Raw genomic sequence first — 21,597 nt, forward strand, 5'->3', positions numbered from 1 at the left:
GCCCGCGGAAAGCGTCCACCCTGTAGCGAAAATTCTAGTGGTTATCTACTAAAATTTCTTACTTCACAGTTTCCCTATTCTGTGTGTTATTCCTTTTTATCGTTTCTGTGCTAAATTGGGAAGGTGACAGTCCATACAATTATTAACTTTTCTGACTAGGTATATTTTAGAAAAAAATTTACAAAAAATAATTATTCAACACTTTGCTTTACTAAAGTACTATGCTACTATTATTTCTATGAGTAGTCTTATAGAAAGGAGAATGGATGCAATGCAATATCCGATTTGGAAAATAGAAGAAATCAGAAAACAAATAGAAGTTGTAAACGGAAAACAAGCACCAGATATCCTTATTACAAATGCAACTTATTTACACAGCCATTTAAAGAAATGGATGAACGGAAATATTTGGATTGTAAAAGATCGGATTGTGTATACCGGCTCGGAAATGCCACTAGTTTCTTCGAAAACAGAAGTATACGACGCCGCTGGTCAAAAGATTGTACCAGGCTACATGGAACCCCATGTACATCCATTCCAACTATATAACCCGCAGACATTTGCCGATTATGCAGCTCAATTAGGAACGACGACATTTATAGCAGATAATTTAGTAATGTTTTTGATGCTTGAAAATAAGAAAGCGTTTTCAATAATGGATGAGTTATGTAAATTGCCTTTTTCTTTTTATTGGTGGGCTCGCTTCGATTCACAGACTGAGCTTGAAAATGAGGAAGAATTATTTACATCTAAAACGGTCGGAGAATGGATTGCGCGTCCAGATGTTATTATGGGGGGCGAGCTAACAGGTTGGCCAAGGCTCCTTTCCGGTGACGATCAAATGCTGTATTGGATGCAAAAAGCAAAGACAAACGGGATGAAGATTGAAGGACATTTCCCTGGTGCTTCTGAACGTACACTTGCGCGTATGCGTTTACTTGGAGCTGATGGAGACCATGAAGCGATGACCATTGAAGAAGTGGAAAGAAGAATCTTGCATGGTTATGCGGTAACGCTTCGTCATTCATCGATTCGACCTGACTTACCAATTTTATTAAAAGGGATACTCGAGAAAGACTTGCAAATTTTCGATCATCTGATGATGACGACAGACGGTGCTACACCTTCTTTTCATACGGACGGGGTGATGGATAAGTGTATCCAGGTTGCTTTAGATGCTGGAGTCAGCCCGGTAGATGCTTATTTAATGGCTTCCTTCAATGTAGCGAAATATTATAATTTATCTAATCTACATGGAGTTATAGCAGCTGGAAGATTTGCTACGCTCAATTTCCTTGAAGATGAGTTGAATCCTGTCCCGACAACCGTTTTATCTAAAGGGGTTTGGTTAAAACGTGATGGCGAAAGAGTTCACTCATTGGCAGCAACCGATTGGTCAGATATACCGAATTTAGATTTGGCTTTTGACATGTCCGATGATGATTTTCAATTTTCGATGCCTTTTGGGATTGAAATGGTGAACGACGTTATAACGAAGCCTTATTCTGTTTCGGTTGATACAACGGATAACGAGCTTTCAACTGATCATGATGAAAGTTTCTTATTGTTAGTAGATCGTAATGGTAAATGGAAAGTCTCTACACTTATTAAAGGATTTGCAACGACATTAAAAGGTTTTGCTTCTTCTTATTCTAGTACAGGGGATATTATCTTAATCGGAAAGAATAAAAAGAGCATGCTCCAGGCTTTCAACGAAATGAAAAAAATGAACGGTGGTATAGTCATCGTTGAAAATGAGGAAGTTGTTTGCACGCTTAAACTTCCTATAGGTGGAATCCTATCGGATAAGCCGATGGAAGTATTAATAGAAGAGGAATTACTATTAAAGAGAGAATTGACAGCTAGAGGATTTAAGCATGGGGATGCCATTTATACTTTACTATTTTTGCAAGCTACGCACTTACCTTATGTTCGAGTTACGCAAAGAGGAATTTTCGATGTGATGAAAAAACAAGTATTGTTTCCAGCTGTCATGAGGTAGGGGGATTTCCATTGTTTAAAAATGGGGGATAATAAGTTTACTCGGTTTATTTCTTGTTGCCTGCTCTAATGAGGAAAAAACAGCAGAAGTACAACCCGTAGAAGAGATTGTGGAGGATATAGTAGAAGAGGTAGTAGAAGAACCTATTGTTCTCCCTTATGTTGCACCGTTTACTGGTATTCGTTCAGAAGAAGAACAAACACAAAGGCCAATTATCGTTACGATGAATAATCATCCGCTTGCAAGGCCTCAGTCAGGGATTGCACAGGCGGATATCGTTTATGAAATGTTAGCTGAAGGAAATGTGACGAGATTTCTAGCGCTTTATCAAAGTGAGATTCCTGATATAGTAGGTCCTGTTAGAAGTGCTCGTGATTATTTCGTAGAAGTTGCTAAAGGATTAGATGCTTTTTACATTGCACATGGTTATAGCCCAGATGCTCAGAAAATGTTAAATGCGAGAGTAGTAGATAATATTAATGGGATGCAATATGATGGTATACTTTTTAAGCGTTCAAAGGAACGTAAGGCACCACATAATTCGTATATTTCGAAAGAGAACATTTTCACAGGGGCAGAAAAAGTAGGTGCCTCTATGGAAATTCACAAAATACCTACCTTCTCCTTTTATGATTCGGCAGAAGGTGCAAAATTGGAGACCCTGTCTCTTCTATAAGTATTCAGTATGGAACAGGGGCAAGTTTTGAAAATCAGTATACATATATACCGGAAAGTGGTTTATATGAACGAAAAACAGGCGGAGTTTTAACAATCGATAAGGAAACGGAAAAACCTGTAGAACTTGCAAATGTAATATTTATGGAAATACCGCATACGACAATTGATAATGCTGGGCGCAGGCAGTTAACATTGAATGCTGGAGGAAGAGCATATCTTTTCCAAGCAGGAACGATGAAAGTGATTGAATGGGAAAATGTCGACGGAATACTTATTCCCATGGAAAATGGTGTTCCAGCTAAATTAGTACCAGGTAAATCATGGATTAGTTTTGTACCGACCAAGCCAGGATTAGAAAATATGGTAAACTATTTACCTTGACTTAAAAAGTGAAGAAGGGAATGATATAATATGCAAATTGAAAAAATAAAAGGACATCAAACGGATCAATTGTTTAAAGCTGTACTAGAGCTAAATAATATAGAAGAATGTTATAAGTTTTTTGATGATTTATGTACAATAAGTGAAATTCAATCACTTGCCCAGCGTTTCGAGGTTGCGCATTTACTACGTTTGAAAAAAACATATGAAACAATTAAAAAAGAAACAGGTGCAAGTACAGCAACCATTTCACGTGTAAGACGTGCATATGATTACGGCAATGATTATTATGATGAAATTCTTGGTCGACTGTATCCAGAAGAGTTGTCGCTCCAACAATCAAAAGAATAATATTAAACTTATCTATCGCTAACTACTGAACAGAAGCCTCTGTTCAGTTTTTTTGTTATAATGAAGAGTGCTTAACTAACTTAATGTAGGTGAAAAAATGGATTATAAAGAATGGCGCCATATATTTAAATTGGATCCGGCAAAGGAAATAGAGGGAGAAGCCTTAGAAAAGGTTTGTGAATCTGGAACCGATGCTATTATCATTGGGGGTTCGGACGGGGTAACACTGGATAATGTGATTGATTTGTTAATGCGCATTAGAAGGTATGCTGTACCTGTTGCACTAGAAGTATCGACAATAGAATCGATTACTCCGGGCTTTGATTTTTATTTTATTCCAAGTGTATTGAATAGCCAAGAGACAAAATGGGTGAAGGATTTACACCATGAGGCAACAAAGGAATTTGGAGAAGTGATGAACTGGGATGAAATTATTCCAGAAGGGTATTGTATATTAAATCCAGATTGTAAAGCAGCTAAGTTAACGAATGCTAAACAACCAGAAACAGATGAAGATATTATCGCATATGCACAGATGGTCGAGCATTTGTTTAAATTCCCTATTTTTTATATGGAATACAGTGGTATGTACGGTGATGTAGAGGTCGTAAAAAAGGTAAAAGAAGGTCTTCAAAATACTAGACTATTCTACGGAGGCGGCATTAAAACAGCAAAAGAAGCAAGTGAAATGGCTACATATGCTGATACTATAATAGTTGGCAATCAAGTATATGAAAACCTATCAGAAGCTTTAAAAACAGTACAAGCTGTTAAGCGATAGTTGAATATAAAAGAGATGAACTATATAATTGGAACAAATGTTCTTGAAAGGGAGTGCATGATGGAACTCATAGGAAAAAACCTATTAAACGGTATGAATAAAGAGCAAGAAAAAGCCGTTAAAACAACAGAAGGCCCTCTACTTATTATGGCGGGAGCAGGTTCTGGAAAAACACGCGTCTTAACCCATCGAATTGCCTATCTAATCGTGGAAAAAGAAGTCTACCCCTCGAAAATACTGGCCATTACGTTTACCAATAAAGCAGCTCGCGAAATGCGTGAACGTATCGACGGTATTTTAGGAGCTGGTACGGGCGAGCGTATGTGGGTATCCACATTCCACTCGATGTGTGTTCGAATACTCAGAAGAGATATCGACCGTATAGGGTATTCAAAAAACTTTTCAATACTTGATACGACTGATCAGTTAACGGTTATTAAAAATATTTTAAAAGAACAAAATATCGATCCGAAAAAATATGATCCACGTTCCATGCTAAATGCAATCAGTAGTGCGAAAAATATTTGCATAGATGCAGATACGTATAGAGCACAGATGAACGAGATGAACCCATTTGAAAAAACAGTTGCAGAAGTTTATACAGGATATGAAAAGCGTTTAAGAAAGAACCAATCCCTCGATTTTGATGATTTGATCATGACAACTGTAACACTGTTTAAAAGAGTACCGGAAGTGTTAGAGTTCTACCAAAACAAATTCCAATATATTCACGTGGATGAATACCAAGATACCAATAAATCTCAGTATGAATTAGTGCAAATGCTTGCGCGTAAGTTTAAGAATATTTGTGTCGTTGGTGACTCTGACCAATCGATTTATCGCTGGCGCGGTGCGGATATTCAAAACATTTTATCATTTGAAAAAGACTATCCGAATGCAACAACAATCATGCTAGAGCAAAACTATCGTTCTTCTCAGCGCATCTTACAAGCTGCAAATGACGTCATTAGCAATAACACGAGCAGATATCCAAAAGTACTCCGCACAGAAAATAACGAAGGAGAAAAAATCCAGCTTTTCCGTGCTTTTAATGAACAGCAAGAAGCGCAGTTCGTCGTGCAATCCATCCAAGAAATGATGGAAAATGAAAACCGTACACTCGATGATTTTGCTGTGCTATATCGTACAAATGCACAGTCTCGTGTGATGGAGGAAGTGCTTGTAAAATCGAATATGGCGTATACAATTGTCGGTGGAACAAAGTTCTATGATCGTAAAGAGATTAAAGACTTACTAGCTTATCTTCGTTTAATCGCTAACAACGATGATGATTTATCACTAGCTCGTATTATTAATGAGCCAAAAAGAAACATTGGTGCAACCTCATTTGAGCGTATAGCAATGTATGCATTGGAACAGGATCGTTCTATTATGGATGCATTACATGAAGTCGACTTTATGGGATTACCAGCAAGAGCAGTAAACTCCGTTGTCGGATTCCATGGGCTTATTCAGAACCTGACACAAATGCAAGAGTTTTTATCTGTAACTGAAATTGTCGAACAGGTACTTGAAAAAACTGGCTATAAAACAATGTTAAAAAACGAGAAGACGATTGAAGCGGAAAGTCGTTTAGAAAATATTGAAGAGTTTTTATCTGTTACAAAGGCATTTGAGGAAAAAAGTGACGATAAATCACTTGTAGCATTTTTAACCGATTTAGCGCTTATATCAGATATAGACAAGCTCGATGAAGAAGAAGATACATCACAAGGTAATATTATTTTGATGACGATGCATGCAGCTAAGGGTCTAGAGTTTCCTGTCGTCTTTATCATTGGAATGGAAGAAAACATATTCCCTCATTCTCGTTCTATTGGGGATGATGACGAAATGGAAGAAGAAAGACGTTTAATGTATGTGGGCGTAACTAGGGCAGAGGAACGATTGTTTATTTCTTGTGCACAGTCTCGTACTATTTTTGGACGAGGTAGTTTTAATAGCCCTTCTCGCTTTATAGGAGAAATTTCGGATGAAATAATAGAGGTTGTCGGTGGAAAAAGTGACAATAACAGTATGACAACTTCTCGTACCAGACCAGTTCAGCAAGCTAAAAAACAAGTCGTTACTCGTCCTGCATATAAACAATCTGGTGGAGAAAGAATGGGCTGGCAAGTAGGGGATAAAGCCGTGCATAAAAAATGGGGCGAAGGTATGGTTGTTAGCGTTAGAGGAAATGGTGAAGATACAGAGTTAGATATTGCCTTCCCAAGTCCGACAGGTATTAAACGACTACTAGCAAAATTTGCACCAATCGAAAAAGGATAATTCACTTAGTGGAGGAAAGCCCATGGATAAATTAGAAGAAAGAGTAAAAGAGCTTCACAAGCTTTTATATGACTATGGTTATGCATATTACGTGTTAGACGACCCAATAGTACCTGACGCGGTGTACGATCAATATTTGCACGAACTCATCGCATTAGAGGAACAAAATCCAAATTTAATACTACCGGAATCCCCAACCCAACGAGTAGGAGCGGTTGTAAGTGAAGGATTTCAAAAAGTTACGCATACTAGCCCAATGCTCAGTCTTTCTAATGCATTTAACGAAGCCGATTTACGCGATTTTGATCGACGAATACAAAGTATTATCGATGAAACACCAACGTATGTATGTGAGTTGAAAATTGATGGTCTAGCTGTTTCCCTCCTTTATGAAGAAGGACGCTTAGTAAGAGGAGCCACTCGCGGGGATGGTACAACTGGGGAGGACATTACAGCTAACATTAAAACAATCCGTTCCATTCCACTTCGATTGAGAGATATAGTTACGCTTGAGGCAAGAGGAGAGGCTTATATGCCTAAATCTTCGTTTATGAAGCTAAACGAAGAACGAGCGGAACGGGGAGAGATATTGTTAGCAAACCCTCGAAATGCTGCAGCAGGATCTTTGCGACAGCTCGATCCTAAAATGGCAGCCAGCCGAAATCTGTCTATGTTTGTCTATGGACTAGGAGGGGACGGTGCTGAACAAAATATAGAACAGCATTCCGAAGCGCTGAAGTTTATGAAAGAGCAAGGCTTGCCGACAAATAAAGAAACAAGAAAATGTAACTCAGTCGAAGAAGTGCTTGAATTTGTTCAAGAATGGACTGCAAAAAGAAACGATCTCCCTTATGAAATCGATGGTATTGTCATTAAAGTAGATGACTATGCGCAGCAAGAAGAGCTAGGATTCACGGCGAAAAGTCCCCGTTTTGCTATTGCGTATAAGTTTCCAGCAGAAGAAGTAGTAACGACTATTCTTGACGTTGACTTAACAGTAGGTCGTACGGGAGTAGTAACACCTACAGCCATTTTAGAGCCAGCGATTGTTGCAGGCTCAACAGTTCAACGAGCAACACTTCATAATGAAGATCTTATTCGGGAAAAAGATATACGTATCGGTGACCGAGTGATCATCCGAAAAGCAGGGGACATTATCCCAGAAGTAGTATCGGTCATTTTAGAAGAAAGAGACGGGACTGAAATACCATATGAAATGCCTACACATTGCCCGGTATGTGATAGCGACTTAATACGAATTGAAGAAGAAGTAGCTTTACGTTGTGTAAATCCACAATGTCCTGCACAAATTCAAGAAGGTATTTACCATTTTGCATCTCGCAATGCGATGAATATTGAGGGACTTGGCGAAAAAGTGGTGGAGCAGTTATTTAGAGAGCAACTGATCAAAGACGTTTCTGATTTATATAAATTGACGGTGGAAGATTTAGTTCAATTAGAACGAATGGGACAAAAATCTGCTACAAACTTAGTGGCTGCAATAGAGGCATCTAAAACGAACTCGATGGAACGAGTATTATTTGGTCTTGGAATACGCCATATCGGTGAAAAAGCTGCCAAAATACTAGCGGAGACATTTCATAATTTTGATGCATTGATGAAGGCTACAAGAGAAGAGCTAACCGCAATCTTTGAAATAGGTGACAAAATGGCAGACTCGCTAGTTACCTATTTTGAGCAAGAGGAAGTACAACAACTAATCGTACGATTAAAAGAAGCCGGGTTAGCACTAAAGTACACTGGTAAAATTGTAGACATGTCCCTACTAGAAGATAGTCCATTTGCAAACAAAACAATTGTACTTACAGGTAAATTACTGCAATTGACTCGACCAGAAGCGAAAGAAAAAATTGAAGCGCTTGGTGGGAAAGTCGCAGGTAGTGTGAGTAAAAAAACAGATTTAGTGATCGCAGGCGAAGAGGCGGGATCTAAGCTAGAAAAGGCGACTAGTCTCGGTATTGAAATTTGGGATGAACAAACGTTATTAGATCATTTAGCGGATTAAAGGGGTTCAAAATATGAACAAAAAATAATAGGTATAACGATGTTAGTATTCTTACTACTCGTTTCTGGATGTACTCCTTCTCCGGACACCAAAACGGAAGTTATACAAAATACGGAAGAAGAAGCTAAAAAAACAGTAATTATTCCAAGCTTACAGCTTGATGAAACTTACTACCGTACAATCTTGCCTTACGAAGAGAGTGCTAGTAGAGGATTTGTTGTCTCGAATATGGCAACAAAATATGATGTGAAAGAGGTAGAAACAGGACTACTTCGCATTTCGCAAAATGTATACTCACCCGATAAATATTTATTTCAAGAGGGGCAGTATCTAGACATAACCACTTTAAGAGACTGGTTAGATAGAAGTAACAAGTCAAAAGGTGGTTTAAATCCAAGTGATGAAGGGCTTACTGGAGAAGAGAAAGCAAAAAAAGCTCCCGTTTATATAACTCATATTGTAGAGCAAAACTATTTGATAAAAGAAGAGAATACAGTGAAGCTTGCGGGAATTTCTATAGGGCTTGCGTTAAATTCGATATATTACTATCAAAAAGAAGCGTACGGAGCAACTTTTGAAGAACAATTAACACAAGCTCAAATCGAAGAAAACGGGAAGAAGATTGCAGAAGAAGTCGTGAATCGCATGCGTCAAATAGACGGATTACAAGACGTGCCGATTGTAGTCGGCCTTTTTAAACAAAATAGTAGAAATGCGGTTGTCCCTGGAACATACTTCACCTATAGCACGGCTCCTGCTGGAAAGAACGTATCTGACTGGAAACCAATCGATGAAGAATATGTGTTATTCCCTACGGCCAATTCAGAAGAAAATTATCGTGATTTGGATACTATATTCCGCAACTTTAAACAAGATGTAGAAACGTATTTTTCCAATTATACAGGTGTCATTGGAACCGGTTATTTTAAAGACAAACAGCTTCAAAAATGGACGATTACGATTCCTATTCAGTTTTATGGTACTTCGGAGGTAATTGGATTTACACAACATCTCGCAGGCTTAGTAAAGGATCATTTTAATACTTCAATGAATGTAGAAGTGCAAGTAAATTCGTTGAATGGAGCAGAAGCATTACTTATTAAAAAACCTGGTGAGGAAGAACCATTTGTGCATATATACACGCAGTAAATAGATTACTCGATAAATATGTGTCACTCTGTTCAAGTAGAGTGAAAAATGGTATGATATTGCCTATGGTTATTGAATTCGGAGGTGTGGAAAATGGCAGAATTAACAAAAGAAGAAGTGAAGCATGTGGCACATCTAGCACGTCTTGCAATTACGGAGGAAGAAGCGGAAAAGTTTGCGCTTCAACTAGGTGCAATTACAGAGTTTGCTGAACAATTAAAAGAGTTGGATACAACAAATGTAGAACCAACTACCCATGTACTACCTTTAGTAAATGTTCTACGTGAAGATGTAGCAACTAAAGGGCTTGATCGTGAAACGATGATGTTAAATGTAAAAGAACAAGAAGCAGGTCAAGTAAAAGTACCAGCTATTATGGAGTAATCATTGTAAGGAGGGAAACTAATGACGTTATTTGAACGTTCGGCGAAAGAATTACAAGAACTTATACATAGCAAAGAAGTTTCGATTGCCGATTTGACAAAAGAAGCTTTTGACCGTGTAGAAAAACTAGATGGTGATGTAGAAGCGTTCTTAGCATTAAACAAAGAAAAAGCAACAGCAACAGCTGCGGAATTAGATCAAGTACCTTTTGAAGAGCGCGGACCATTATTTGGTTTGCCAATCGGGGTAAAAGACAATATCGTAACAGAAGGATTAGAAACAACCTGTGCAAGTAAAATATTAGAAGGATTCAATCCAATCTATGATGCAACAGTTGTGAAAAAGTTACGTGCAGCAGGAATGGTCACAATTGGGAAACTAAACATGGATGAATTTGCGATGGGATCTTCTAATGAAAATTCAGCATACAAAACGACAAAAAACCCATGGTCTTTAGATAGAGTACCAGGAGGTTCTTCAGGTGCATCTGCAGCAGCAGTAGCAGCAGGAGAAGTACCATTCTCACTAGGTTCTGATACTGGTGGATCTATTCGCCAACCAGCAGCGTATTGTGGAGTTGTTGGGATGAAGCCTACATACGGTCGTGTTTCTCGTTCAGGTCTTGTAGCATTTGCTTCTTCCTTAGACCAAATTGGTCCGATTACACGCAACGTAGAAGACAATGCTTTATTATTAGAAGCAATTTCAGGAGTGGATCCAATGGATTCTACTTCAGCGAATGTAGAGGTACCTAACTTTGCAGCTGCTTTGACGGGTGATATTAAAGGCTTACGTATCGCTGTTCCTAAAGAATATTTAGGAGAAGGAGTTGGCGAAGCTGCTCGTGCGTCTGTTATGGAAGCATTGAAAGTGTTAGAATCACTTGGAGCAACTTGGGAAGAGGTTTCATTACCACATTCTAAATACGCTTTAGCGACATACTATATCCTTTCTTCTTCAGAAGCTTCTTCTAACCTATCACGTTTTGATGGTATTCGTTATGGTTTCCGTGCAGAAAATGTAACAAACTTAATGGATCTATATAAAGAAACACGTGCACAAGGATTTGGAAACGAAGTAAAACGTCGTATTATGCTTGGAACGTATTCGTTAAGTGCAGGAACTTACGATGCTTACTATAAAAAAGCACAGCAAGTTCGTACGCTGATCAAAGAAGATTATGATAAAGTGTTAGCTGATTATGACGTTATTATTGGACCAACTGCACCAACACCTGCATTTAAAATTGGTGAAATCGTAGAAGATCCATTAACGATGTATGCAAACGACATTTTAACTATTCCGATTAACTTAGCAGGAGTACCAGCGATTTCTATCCCATGTGGATTTGAAGATGGCATGCCTCTTGGACTACAAATTATCGGTAATTATTTTGACGAGTCAACGATTTATCGCGTAGCTCATGCTTATGAGCAAGCGACAGATTTCCATAAAAAAACTCCTCAAATTTGGGAGGTAAAATAATATGAACTTTGAAACAGTTATTGGTTTAGAAGTACACGTAGAGCTAAAAACGAACTCTAAAATCTTCTCAGCAGCACCGAATCACTTTGGCGCTGAACCAAATACAAATACAACAGTAATTGACCTTGGTTACCCTGGTGTACTTCCTGTAGTAAACAAAAACGTAGTAGATTTTGCTATGCGTGCAGCACTAGCATTAAACATGGAAATTGAACAATATACAAAGTTCGATCGTAAAAACTATTTCTATCCTGATAATCCGAAAGCATATCAAATCTCTCAATTTGATAAACCAATTGGTAAAAATGGTTGGATTGAAATTGAAGTAAACGGAGAAACAAAACGTATCGGTATTACTCGTCTTCATATGGAAGAGGATGCAGGTAAATTATCGCATGCGGATGGTTATTCATTAGTAGACTTTAACCGTCAAGGTACTCCATTAGTAGAAATCGTATCAGAGCCGGATATTCGCACACCTGAGGAAGCATATGCATACCTTGAAAAACTAAAATCTATTATCCAGTATACAGAGGTTTCGGACTGTAAAATGGAAGAAGGATCACTACGTTGTGATGCGAATATTTCTTTACGCCCATACGGTCAAGAAGAATTTGGTACAAAAGCAGAGCTAAAAAACTTGAACTCTTTCAGCTTCGTGCGTAAAGGTCTAGAACATGAAGAGATTCGCCAAGCAGAAGTACTTTCTTCTGGTGGAATAATTGAACAAGAGACTCGTCGTTTCGATGAGAAAACAGGTAAAACAATTCTGATGCGTGTCAAAGAAGGAACAGATGACTATCGTTACTTCCCTGAGCCGGATTTAGTAGACATCGTTATTGACGATGCTTGGTTGGAACGTGTTCGTGCGGAAATTCCAGAACTTCCAGATGCTCGTAAAAAACGTTACATCGAAGAGCTTGGACTTCCAGCTTATGACGCAATGGTATTGACATTAACAAAAGAAATGTCCGATTTCTTTGAAGAAACTATAGCTCTTGGAGCAGATGTGAAGCTTGCTTCGAACTGGTTAATGGGTGAAGTTTCTGCATACTTAAATGCGGATCAAAAAGAATTGAAAGACATCCAACTTACACCATCTAATCTTGCTGGTATGATTAAACTTATTTCCGATGGAACGATTTCATCAAAAATCGCGAAAAAAGTATTCAAAGAGCTTGCAGATAACGGTGGAGATGCAGCAGAAGTTGTAAAAGCAAAAGGCTTAGTACAAATCTCTGACGAAGGTGCACTTCGTGAAATTGTTACCGCAACACTAGATGCAAATCCACAATCTATTGAAGACTTCAAAAACGGGAAAGACCGTGCCATTGGCTTCTTAGTTGGCCAAATTATGAAAGCAACAAAAGGACAAGCGAACCCACCGCTTGTAAATAAAATCTTAAACGAAGAAATCGTGAAAAGATAAATAAAAAGATGACTCTTCGGGGTCATCTTTTTATATTCGGCTTATTAAAATGGCAACTAGAATTAGCTATCAGCTTTGCTGAATTGAAGAATATAGAATATTATAAAGAACTATATCTATATAACAAAATCTTACCCTAAATCTTGTTAGCCAACTTATTTGAATAAGGCATTAGAACGAAGTATACTAAAGTAAAAAGGGGGTCATTTTGAATGCCTACTGAACAACAATACTTTGAAAATGCAAAACCACTTACACAATATATGGATGATATGACAACGAAAAAAGAAGAATCATTTAGCATTTACGAACAATTCGAAGTGCCTGCGGATGATGAATTTATCGAATTATTAAAAGAAAAAGCACCACATGTACTCGCTATTACAGAAGACTGGTGTGGAGATGCAATGATGAATAACGCAATAGTGCGTAGAATTGCAGAGGCAGCTAGCCTTGATGTGCGCGCTGTATACCGCGATGAAAACCTTGAGTTGATGGATCAATATTTAACAAATGGTGGACGTTCTATTCCTGTTTATTTATTGTTAAATAGCGAAGGTGAAGTTATTTCTAAATGGGGGCCTCGTGCCGAAAAAGTGCAGCAATTTGTTATGGAAGGTAGAGCAAAGTTCCCTGAAAAAGAAGATCCGACATTTGAAGAAGTACAAAAAGCGTTCTATGCTCAAATGAGTAAAGAGTTTACAGACAATAAAGATTTCCACTTAGCAGTTTATGAAGACATACGTAATAACTGGTTGCAAGCACTTCAAAAATAAGAAAACTAACTAAAGAGCGGGGCCGGCATAAGTCGGCTCTTTTAGTAATGCAATGAAACCTTTTCTTCAGGAAAGAAGTCTATATGACTAGGAAGAATTGTGAAGCAGAGAGGAAAAAACTATGAAACGTGCACGAATCATTTATAATCCTACTTCAGGGAGAGAAATTTTTAAGAAAAACTTGCCCGAGGTATTAGAAGTTTTAGAAATTGCAGGTTATGAAACATCTTGTCATGCTACTACAGGAGAAGGAGACGCAACTTCCGCCGCTAAAAAAGCAGTAGAAAATAATTTCGACCTAATCATTGCAGCAGGTGGAGATGGCACACTAAATGAAGTGGTTGCGGGTGTTAGTGAATTTGAAAAACGCCCAAAAATCGGTCTCATTCCTATGGGGACAACGAATGATTTTGCCAGAGCCTTGCATATTCCAAGAGATATTCAAAAAGCAGTGGAAATCATTGTAAAGGGTGATTCGATCCCTGTAGATGTAGGACTTGTGAATAATGAACGATACTTTATAAATATTGCTGGTGGAGGACGTATTACTGAACTTACGTACGAAGTGCCTAGTAAACTAAAAACTGTACTTGGACAATTGGCATATTATTTAAAAGGTATAGAAATGCTTCCATCGATCAATGCGACGAAAGTTCGGATTGAATATGACGATAAAGTATTTGAAGATGAAGTGATGATGTTTTTAGTAGGGCTCACCAATTCCGTTGGTGGGTTTGAAAAACTTGCTCCAAACTCCAGTGTGAATGATGGGCAATTTTCTTTATTAATTTTGAAAAAAGTTAATATGGCTGAGTTTATCCGTTTAGCATCACTTGCGATTCGTGGAGATCATTTAGAGGATCCACATGTTATTTATAAAAAGGCGAAACAAATAAAAGTTACATCTGAGGAAAAAGTATTGCTTAATTTAGATGGTGAGTACGGAGGAAACATTCCAGCTACATTCCAAAACTTATATCGACATATTGAGGTTTTTGTACCGATAGATGAAATTCGCGAACAAGATAGACCTTAAAACTAGGCCCAGCATTCTATACAGATTGCTGGGTTTTTTTACTTCTGTTTTTTTTCGGAAGACGATGTTAGAACTGTCTGAATTAGGGGTAAAATAGAGCGAAGGGAGTGATGTGCATGTATAAAAAACAAGAAAAGTATTTGATATGGCTCGCTTTTATTGTTGCAGGCATCATGGCGCTATCAATTGTAGGGAGAATTTTCGGTAGCTAAGGAGGGAAACGTATGGGAAATGAAGAAGCCGTATTTTATAGTCGAGTATTAACCGAGTTGACCTTATCTTTTCATATTATTTACGCAACCATTGGTGTTGGAGTTCCCCTCATGATTATGATTGCTCAATGGGTTGGGATCAAAAAGAATGATGAGCACTATATATTGCTCGCCAGACGCTGGGCAAGAGGTTTCGTTATAACGGTTGCGGTTGGCGTAGTTACTGGGACTGCTATAGGAATGCAGCTATCATTACTTTGGCCGAATTTTATGGAGCTCGCAGGAAATGTTATTGCGCTTCCACTTTTTTTGGAAACGTTTGCGTTCTTTTTTGAAGCAATATTCTTAGGCATTTACTTGTACACATGGGATCGCTTTGAGAATCAGAAAAAGCATTTGCTCTTACTTATTCCAGTAGCTATTGGTGCATCTGCGTCTGCTGTATTTATAACAATTGTGAATGCATTTATGAACGCACCTCAGGGCTTTGACGTACTAAATGGGGAGCTAGTGAACATCAATCCTTTACTCGCCATGTTCAATCCGGCAATGCCTACAAAAGTTGCACATGTTGTTGTAACAGCATATATGACAGCTGCTTTTGTATTAGCTGCAATTGCCGCATTCCGATTATTGAAAGGCTCGAATCATATATACCATAAGAAAGCACTTTTTCTGACGATGAAGGTCGGGCTTGTATTTTCCATTGCTGCTGCGATTATTGGCGACTTTTCCGGAAAGTATTTGGCGGAGTATCAACCAGAAAAACTTGCTGCTGCCGAATGGCATTTTGAAACGGAAGAAAATGCACCGCTTATATTGTACGGTGTACTAGACAACGGCGAAGTGAAATATGCGATTAAGATTCCATTCGCTTTAAGTATTCTTGCCCATTTCAATCCTACTGCTGAAGTAATCGGATTGGATCAGTTCCCAGAAGATGAAATTCCACCATTATATATTCATTATTTGTTCGATTTTATGGTTACGATTGGCGTGTGGATGACGTTACTGTCACTCGTCTATTGGTTAGGTATACAAATGCGATGGAAATTGGTTCATTCGAAACTGTTCCGATGGTTAATCGTTTTAGGAGGACCATTGTCTATTTTAGCAATTGAAGCAGGTTGGTGGCTAGCGGAAGTGGGTAGACAACCATGGATTCTTAGAGGTCTGATGCGCGTAGAAGATGCCGCAACTACAAGCGGACATGTAGATACGATGTTAATTTTGTTTTCAGGACTCTATTTAGTGCTTGGAGTTGGAAGTATTGTTGTACTGACTCGGATGTTTAGGAGAAATCCGGTGGAACAAGAATTAGAAGATCGTCATGCTACAAAGGGGGCTGACATCTCATGACGTTAGAGATTATTGGAGTTACGGTGCTTTGGACGTTTTTGTTTGGTTACTTGATTGTAGCATCTATCGATTTTGGAGCAGGTTTCTTTAATGCATATAGTTTGCTTACAGGAAGGCAACATATTTTAACGAATGTGATTCAACGATATTTATCGCCAGTTTGGGAAGTAACGAATGTATTTCTCGTGTTTTTCTTTGTAGGGATCATTGGATTTTTCCCAAAGACAGCGTTTTATTATGGAACGACACTACTAGTGCCAGCAAGTATCGCAATCATTTTACTTGCTATCCGCGGATCATATTATGCGTTTGAGACATATGGATCAAGAGGCCATAAAGGTTATTCGTTTATGTACGGATTGGCAGGGCTGTTTATACCTGCCGCATTGTCGATTGTACTAACGATTTCTGAAGGTGGCTTCATCGAAATGGTGAATGGTTCTCCATCACTCGATTATTATGCATTATTTACGAGTCCATTAACTTGGGCAATCGTTGTGCTTAGTCTTTCAGCCGTACTTTATATTTCCGCTGTATTTTTAACCTGGTATGCAAATAGGGCAGGAGATTTAGAAGCAACAAATCTTATGCGAAAATATGCGCTAATTTGGGCATTGCCAACGATTATAACTGCAGCTGGGATTATGGTAGAGCTGCGCACTCACAATCAAGCGCATTATAACAATATGATAGATATTTGGTGGGCGTTCGGATTATCGTTTTTATTGTTTCTAGGAACGGTTTGGCTTTTAATGAAAAGAAGAAGATATGGACTTTCTTTTGGACTGTTAGTCGGTCAATTTTTCGTTGCATTTTTTGCTTACGGTTTTGCTCATCGTCCGTATTTACTGTATCCATACTTAACGATTTACGATAGTTTTACGAATGAAGCGATGGCGATCGCGCTCATCATTGCATTTATCGCTGGGCTTGCATTATTAATACCGTCACTCTATTTGTTGTTACGTTTGTTCTTATTCAATAAGGACTACGTTCGTGGCAAAAAAGACAATCACGCTTAAGGAGGAGCAGTATGACAAACTTTTTAATCTTTTACGCACCTTTTATTGTTCTGATTGGAGCAATTGTTGTAGCTTTTTGGGCTGCTTTGAGAGATGGAGCAGTCAGGGAGAAGTAATATTTAAACCTCGGGCATCCGGGGTTTTTTCGTGTTTATGGAAAATAAATATAAAATATAATTAAACTATTCGTCAAAGTTTGTTAGAATGATTAAGCATTTAAACAAAAAAGGGAGAAAAAGTGATATGGTGAGAATTAATAGTAAAAAAACTTCTATTATGGAGTATATTCAAATTATGATTGGAGCGGCACTTGTCGGTCTTTCTTATAATATCTTCCTATTACCATCAAAGCTCGCAGCAGGTGGGGTTTCGGGAATTAGTACGATTCTTTACGAGCTTTTTCAATATAATCCTGCATACGTGCAATGGCTTATCAATATTCCGTTATTGTTCTTAGCAATGATTATTGTAGGGAAGGAATTCAGTTTAAAAACCCTTGTTGGAACAATATTTGTTCCATTGGTCATTTGGTTGACTGCTGATATTAAGCTAATGGTAGATAATCCGCTTTTAGGTGCCATCTATGGTGGTATTATGCTAGGGGTAGGCCTGGGGATCGTTTACCGAGGAAATGGATCCACTGGTGGTACGGCTTTAATTGCACAGATACTAAAGAAGTTTACAGGTATTTCAAGCGGGTTCTCTCAACTGTTAGTAGATGGATTAGTTGTTATTACATCTGCATTAGTTTTTAATTTTGAGTTGGCTCTATATGCGATGATCTCAATATATGTCTCAAGTAAAGTTATCGATTTTGTACAATTACAATCATCTACGACTAAATTAGTACTCATTATTACAGATAAAGAAGAGGAAATTCAAACGATTATCAAGGAAGAGATTAACCGTGGATTAACTAAGATCAAGACATTAGGAGGCTATTCAAACGAAGAGAAAACAATGATTTTGTGCGTAGTGGAACAATCGGAGGCAGTTTATTTTAAGAAACTCCTTTTAGAAAAAGAGCCTACTTCCTTTGTTATTTTCCTAAATGCATCTGAAATACTAGGACGAGGTTTTTCTAAAGCAAGATTTGATGAAGAGTAAATAATGAAATAAACAGAAAAGAGATGAAGAAATTGAGATACGATGTTTTAATATTTGATTTAGATGATACGTTATTTGATTTTGGAATGACCGAGAAGAACGCACTCCATAATCTATTTATGGAATATGGTTTACCAAATGGAGTGAAAGATTATCTTCCTAGCTATAAAGCGATTAGTAAAGTTTTGTGGGAAGATTTGGAACAAGGGCGAACAACTTTAGCAAACATTAAAGTAGAAAGATTTAAACAGTTATTTTTGGAACAAGCGTTGGATATAGATGCTGAAGTTTTTGGGCATAAGTATATAGAGAATTTAGGAAAAGAAGTACATATGATAGAAGGCGTAGAAGAAATGCTTTCGAATCTTGCAGGCTGTAGATTTGCAGTTTTAACAAATGGATTTACAATTGCACAGCATGCTAGAATAGGTGAATCTTCTTTAAAAGATTTGTTCGAAGTAATTATTACTTCAGAGGAAGCGGGTTATCAAAAGCCTCAGCCCGAAATATTTGAATACGTCTTGGACAAACTAAAAGTAATCGATAAATCTCGTGTATTGATGATAGGTGATTCGCTTTCCTCCGATATTCAAGGCGGCAACAACTTTGGTATCGACACTTGTTGGTTTAATCCGCATGTGAAAAAGAATACGACGGCAATCCATCCAACTTTTGAAATTCAAACATGGGATCAGTTAGTGGAAATTGTAAGAAAGCAAGTTCAATATAGATAAATACATATCCATTATTTTTGTGAAGTGAAAATAAATTTGGTATGATTTTGTCAGTCACATCTATTGAAGGAGCACTAACTTATGAATCCTGAACAACTAGAGCAGTTTAAGCAAATGAGAAAAAACATGACACGCCTAATGCTAATATATAAATTTGCTTTAGCCGAGCTTGAAACAAAGATTGAGATACTTCAAGAAGAATTTTTAATGATTCATGAATATAATCCGATAGAACATACGAGTTCTCGCTTGAAATCACCGGAAAGTATTATGAAAAAACTAGGTCGAAAAGGTAAAGAAATCTCGGTGAGTAGTATTCGGGAAAATGTAAAGGATATTGCAGGCCTCCGTATTACTTGCTCATTTATCTCGGATATTTATCAAATTCATGAAATGCTGCAAAATCAAAGTGATCTTAAGATATTAAATGTAAAAGATTATATCCAAAATCCGAAGAATAATGGGTATAAAAGTTTACACTTACTAATAGAAATTCCTGTTTTTATGTCTGATTGTAAAGAACTTGTGACAGTAGAGGTGCAAATCCGTACAATAGCGATGGATTTTTGGGCAAGCTTAGAGCATAAAATCTTTTATAAATATGATCAGTTTGTGCCGGAAAGATTATTAAGAGAGCTCAAAGAAGCAGCTGACTCGGCATATGCACTGGACCAAAAGATGGAGCGGCTACATAACGAGATTAAAATTATTAAAGATGAAAATAACATAGAAACGATCGACGAACTCACGAAGCTAATCATTAAAAACCAAAAACTAACCATTCCAGCGACTTTTTTGGGAATGTTAGATAGCGAGTAAAAAATGCGAACGTATTAAAAACAGACGTCCTAAAGGCGTCTGTTTTTAATGGGCAGAAAAGTGTGGAAGACAACCAAAAAGCCTTTCATTTTGGTATAATGAATCAATCATAACAAGAACGGAGAAATAAAGTGAAGACACCAGTAACTAAAAATGATCGACTTACAGTCCATATTGAAGACTTAACACATGACGGAGCAGGCGTAGCAAAAGTCGAAGGCTATCCGTTATTTATACAAGGCGGCTTACCAAATGAAACAGCAGAAGTCCATGTGTTAAAAACATTAAAAAACTATGGCTTTGCAAAGTTACAAAATATTATTAAGCCATCCCCGTTTCGAGTAGATGCACCATGTCCAGTATTTGGTGAATGCGGTGGCTGTCAATTACAACACTTATCCTACGAAGGACAGCTTGCATGGAAAGAAAATATGGTACGAAATGTGATGAAGCGCATCGGAAAAATAGAGGCTCCGGTACTGCCAGTAAAAGGAATGGAGAAACCATGGGAATATCGTAACAAATCCCAAATTCCATTTGCCTTGGAAGATGGACAAGTACTCGCTGGTTTTTATCAATCCAAGTCCCACCGTATTGCAGATACGAATACTTGTTTAATCCAATCAGATGAAGCAGACCGATTAATGCGTGCTGTAAAAGAACATGCATTAGAGCTAGATTTAATCCCTTACAATGAAGAAACGAAAAAAGGACAGTTACGCCATCTCGTTGTAAGAAAGGGCCGTGCCACTGGGGAAGTAATGGTAGTGCTCGTTACAAAACACGCCAAACTATCCAAAAAAGATGAGATCATCGAGTTAATCCGAGAAGTCGAGCCTAATGTCACTTCGATTATGCAAAATGTAAACAATCGCCATACAAATGTTATTTTCGGAGATGAAACAAACAATGTTTGGGGTAAATCTGTTATCGAAGATCTTATAGGAGACGTACGCTTTGAAATTTCTGCTCGCTCTTTCTATCAGGTGAATCCAGTTCAAACAGAAGTACTATATAAACAAGCACTCGATTATGCACAGCTTTCTGGAAATGAAACGGTAATTGATGCATATTGCGGAATAGGAACCATTTCGTTATTCCTGGCACAACAAGCAAAACAAGTACTTGGTGTAGAAATCGTTCCACAAGCAATAGAAGATGCTAAACGAAATGCAGAGTTAAATGGATTTACAAACACTTATTTCGAGGCAGGTCCAGCTGAAGAAGTTATTCCTAAATGGTATAAAGAAGGTAAAAAGGCAGATGTGCTAGTTGTCGATCCTCCTAGAAAAGGCTGCGATGAGGCCTTACTTACGACAATCATTGAACAACGTCCAAAGAGAGTTGTTTATGTGTCTTGTAACCCAGCGACACTTGCTCGTGACTTGCGCATTTTAGAAGATGGCGGGTATAAAACGATGGAAGTGCAGCCGGTTGATATGTTTCCTCAGACGACTCATTGCGAAGCTGTTGCGTGGTTGGTGTTGGCTTAAATTAAAGGTAACGATAGCTACTTGTGAATATTTATCAAATGATGTATACAGTTAATTAGAATAAAAATTAAAATATAATCTAAT

The 21,597-nt window shown here is 37.9% G+C and carries 20 protein-coding genes; all 20 read left to right on the forward strand.

Annotation, left to right across the window (positions count from 1 at the left end; all coding sequences use genetic code 11):
* Positions 1-271: 271 nt before the first annotated feature.
* On the forward strand, positions 272-2,002 hold the full coding sequence (locus tag OR571_RS07855; RefSeq protein ID WP_282242279.1) for an adenine deaminase C-terminal domain-containing protein: 1,731 nt from the start codon (positions 272-274) through the stop codon (positions 2,000-2,002).
* Between the two features lie 109 nt (positions 2,003-2,111).
* Positions 2,112-2,678, forward strand: coding sequence for a DUF3048 N-terminal domain-containing protein (locus OR571_RS07860; protein WP_282242280.1), 567 nt, complete (start codon positions 2,112-2,114; stop codon positions 2,676-2,678).
* 47 nt (positions 2,679-2,725) lie between these two features.
* Positions 2,726-3,061 carry a DUF3048 C-terminal domain-containing protein gene (locus OR571_RS07865; RefSeq protein ID WP_282242397.1) on the forward strand — a complete coding sequence of 112 codons (336 nt, stop codon included), beginning with the start codon at positions 2,726-2,728 and terminating at the stop codon, positions 3,059-3,061.
* 30 nt (positions 3,062-3,091) lie between these two features.
* Entirely contained in the window at positions 3,092-3,412 is a 321-nt protein-coding gene (locus OR571_RS07870) for a YerC/YecD family TrpR-related protein (protein WP_142540327.1), read from the forward strand.
* A 97-nt stretch (positions 3,413-3,509) separates the two neighbouring features.
* Positions 3,510-4,193: a heptaprenylglyceryl phosphate synthase gene (gene pcrB, locus OR571_RS07875; protein ID WP_282242281.1), complete on the forward strand. Its 684-nt coding sequence runs from the start codon at positions 3,510-3,512 to the stop codon at positions 4,191-4,193.
* 60 nt (positions 4,194-4,253) lie between these two features.
* Entirely contained in the window at positions 4,254-6,482 is a 2,229-nt protein-coding gene (gene pcrA / locus OR571_RS07880; protein ID WP_282242282.1) for a DNA helicase PcrA, read from the forward strand.
* Between the two features lie 22 nt (positions 6,483-6,504).
* Complete coding sequence (ligA, locus tag OR571_RS07885; RefSeq protein ID WP_282242283.1) at positions 6,505-8,508, forward strand: NAD-dependent DNA ligase LigA; 2,004 nt, start codon at positions 6,505-6,507, stop codon at positions 8,506-8,508.
* A 39-nt stretch (positions 8,509-8,547) separates the two neighbouring features.
* A complete protein-coding gene (locus OR571_RS07890; RefSeq protein ID WP_282242284.1) occupies positions 8,548-9,657 on the forward strand; it encodes a CamS family sex pheromone protein in 1,110 nt (369 codons plus the stop codon).
* A 93-nt stretch (positions 9,658-9,750) separates the two neighbouring features.
* Positions 9,751-10,041, forward strand: a complete 291-nt coding sequence (gene gatC / locus OR571_RS07895) for an Asp-tRNA(Asn)/Glu-tRNA(Gln) amidotransferase subunit GatC (protein ID WP_282242285.1) — start codon at positions 9,751-9,753, stop codon at positions 10,039-10,041.
* A gap of 21 nt (positions 10,042-10,062) precedes the next feature.
* The gene (gene gatA / locus OR571_RS07900) at positions 10,063-11,526 is read left to right on the forward strand and encodes an Asp-tRNA(Asn)/Glu-tRNA(Gln) amidotransferase subunit GatA (protein ID WP_282242286.1); all 1,464 of its coding nucleotides are present in this window, start codon (positions 10,063-10,065) and stop codon (positions 11,524-11,526) included.
* Between the two features lies 1 nt (position 11,527).
* Positions 11,528-12,955, forward strand: a complete 1,428-nt coding sequence (gene gatB, locus OR571_RS07905; RefSeq protein WP_282242287.1) for an Asp-tRNA(Asn)/Glu-tRNA(Gln) amidotransferase subunit GatB — start codon at positions 11,528-11,530, stop codon at positions 12,953-12,955.
* A 212-nt stretch (positions 12,956-13,167) separates the two neighbouring features.
* Positions 13,168-13,731, forward strand: coding sequence for a thioredoxin family protein (locus OR571_RS07910; RefSeq protein WP_282242288.1), 564 nt, complete (start codon positions 13,168-13,170; stop codon positions 13,729-13,731).
* A 121-nt stretch (positions 13,732-13,852) separates the two neighbouring features.
* A complete protein-coding gene (locus OR571_RS07915; protein WP_282242289.1) occupies positions 13,853-14,767 on the forward strand; it encodes a diacylglycerol kinase in 915 nt (304 codons plus the stop codon).
* Positions 14,768-14,991: 224 nt separating this feature from the next.
* Positions 14,992-16,338 carry a cytochrome ubiquinol oxidase subunit I gene (locus OR571_RS07920; protein WP_282242290.1) on the forward strand — a complete coding sequence of 449 codons (1,347 nt, stop codon included), beginning with the start codon at positions 14,992-14,994 and terminating at the stop codon, positions 16,336-16,338.
* Positions 16,335-17,360, forward strand: coding sequence for a cytochrome d ubiquinol oxidase subunit II (locus OR571_RS07925; protein WP_282242291.1), 1,026 nt, complete (start codon positions 16,335-16,337; stop codon positions 17,358-17,360). Before OR571_RS07920 ends, OR571_RS07925 begins: the two co-directional genes overlap by 4 nt.
* A gap of 11 nt (positions 17,361-17,371) precedes the next feature.
* The gene (gene cydS / locus OR571_RS22915) at positions 17,372-17,476 is read left to right on the forward strand and encodes a cytochrome bd oxidase small subunit CydS family protein (protein WP_481900370.1); all 105 of its coding nucleotides are present in this window, start codon (positions 17,372-17,374) and stop codon (positions 17,474-17,476) included.
* A 127-nt stretch (positions 17,477-17,603) separates the two neighbouring features.
* The gene (locus tag OR571_RS07930) at positions 17,604-18,467 is read left to right on the forward strand and encodes a YitT family protein (protein ID WP_282242292.1); all 864 of its coding nucleotides are present in this window, start codon (positions 17,604-17,606) and stop codon (positions 18,465-18,467) included.
* A gap of 32 nt (positions 18,468-18,499) precedes the next feature.
* Complete coding sequence (locus tag OR571_RS07935; RefSeq protein ID WP_282242398.1) at positions 18,500-19,201, forward strand: YjjG family noncanonical pyrimidine nucleotidase; 702 nt, start codon at positions 18,500-18,502, stop codon at positions 19,199-19,201.
* Between the two features lie 81 nt (positions 19,202-19,282).
* On the forward strand, positions 19,283-20,020 hold the full coding sequence (locus tag OR571_RS07940; RefSeq protein ID WP_282242293.1) for a GTP pyrophosphokinase: 738 nt from the start codon (positions 19,283-19,285) through the stop codon (positions 20,018-20,020).
* Positions 20,021-20,151: 131 nt separating this feature from the next.
* The gene (gene rlmD, locus OR571_RS07945) at positions 20,152-21,513 is read left to right on the forward strand and encodes a 23S rRNA (uracil(1939)-C(5))-methyltransferase RlmD (protein ID WP_282242294.1); all 1,362 of its coding nucleotides are present in this window, start codon (positions 20,152-20,154) and stop codon (positions 21,511-21,513) included.
* Positions 21,514-21,597 lie beyond the last annotated feature (84 nt).

This window comes from Psychrobacillus sp. NEAU-3TGS (assembly GCF_029955155.1).
In the GTDB taxonomy this organism is placed as follows: domain Bacteria; phylum Bacillota; class Bacilli; order Bacillales_A; family Planococcaceae; genus Psychrobacillus.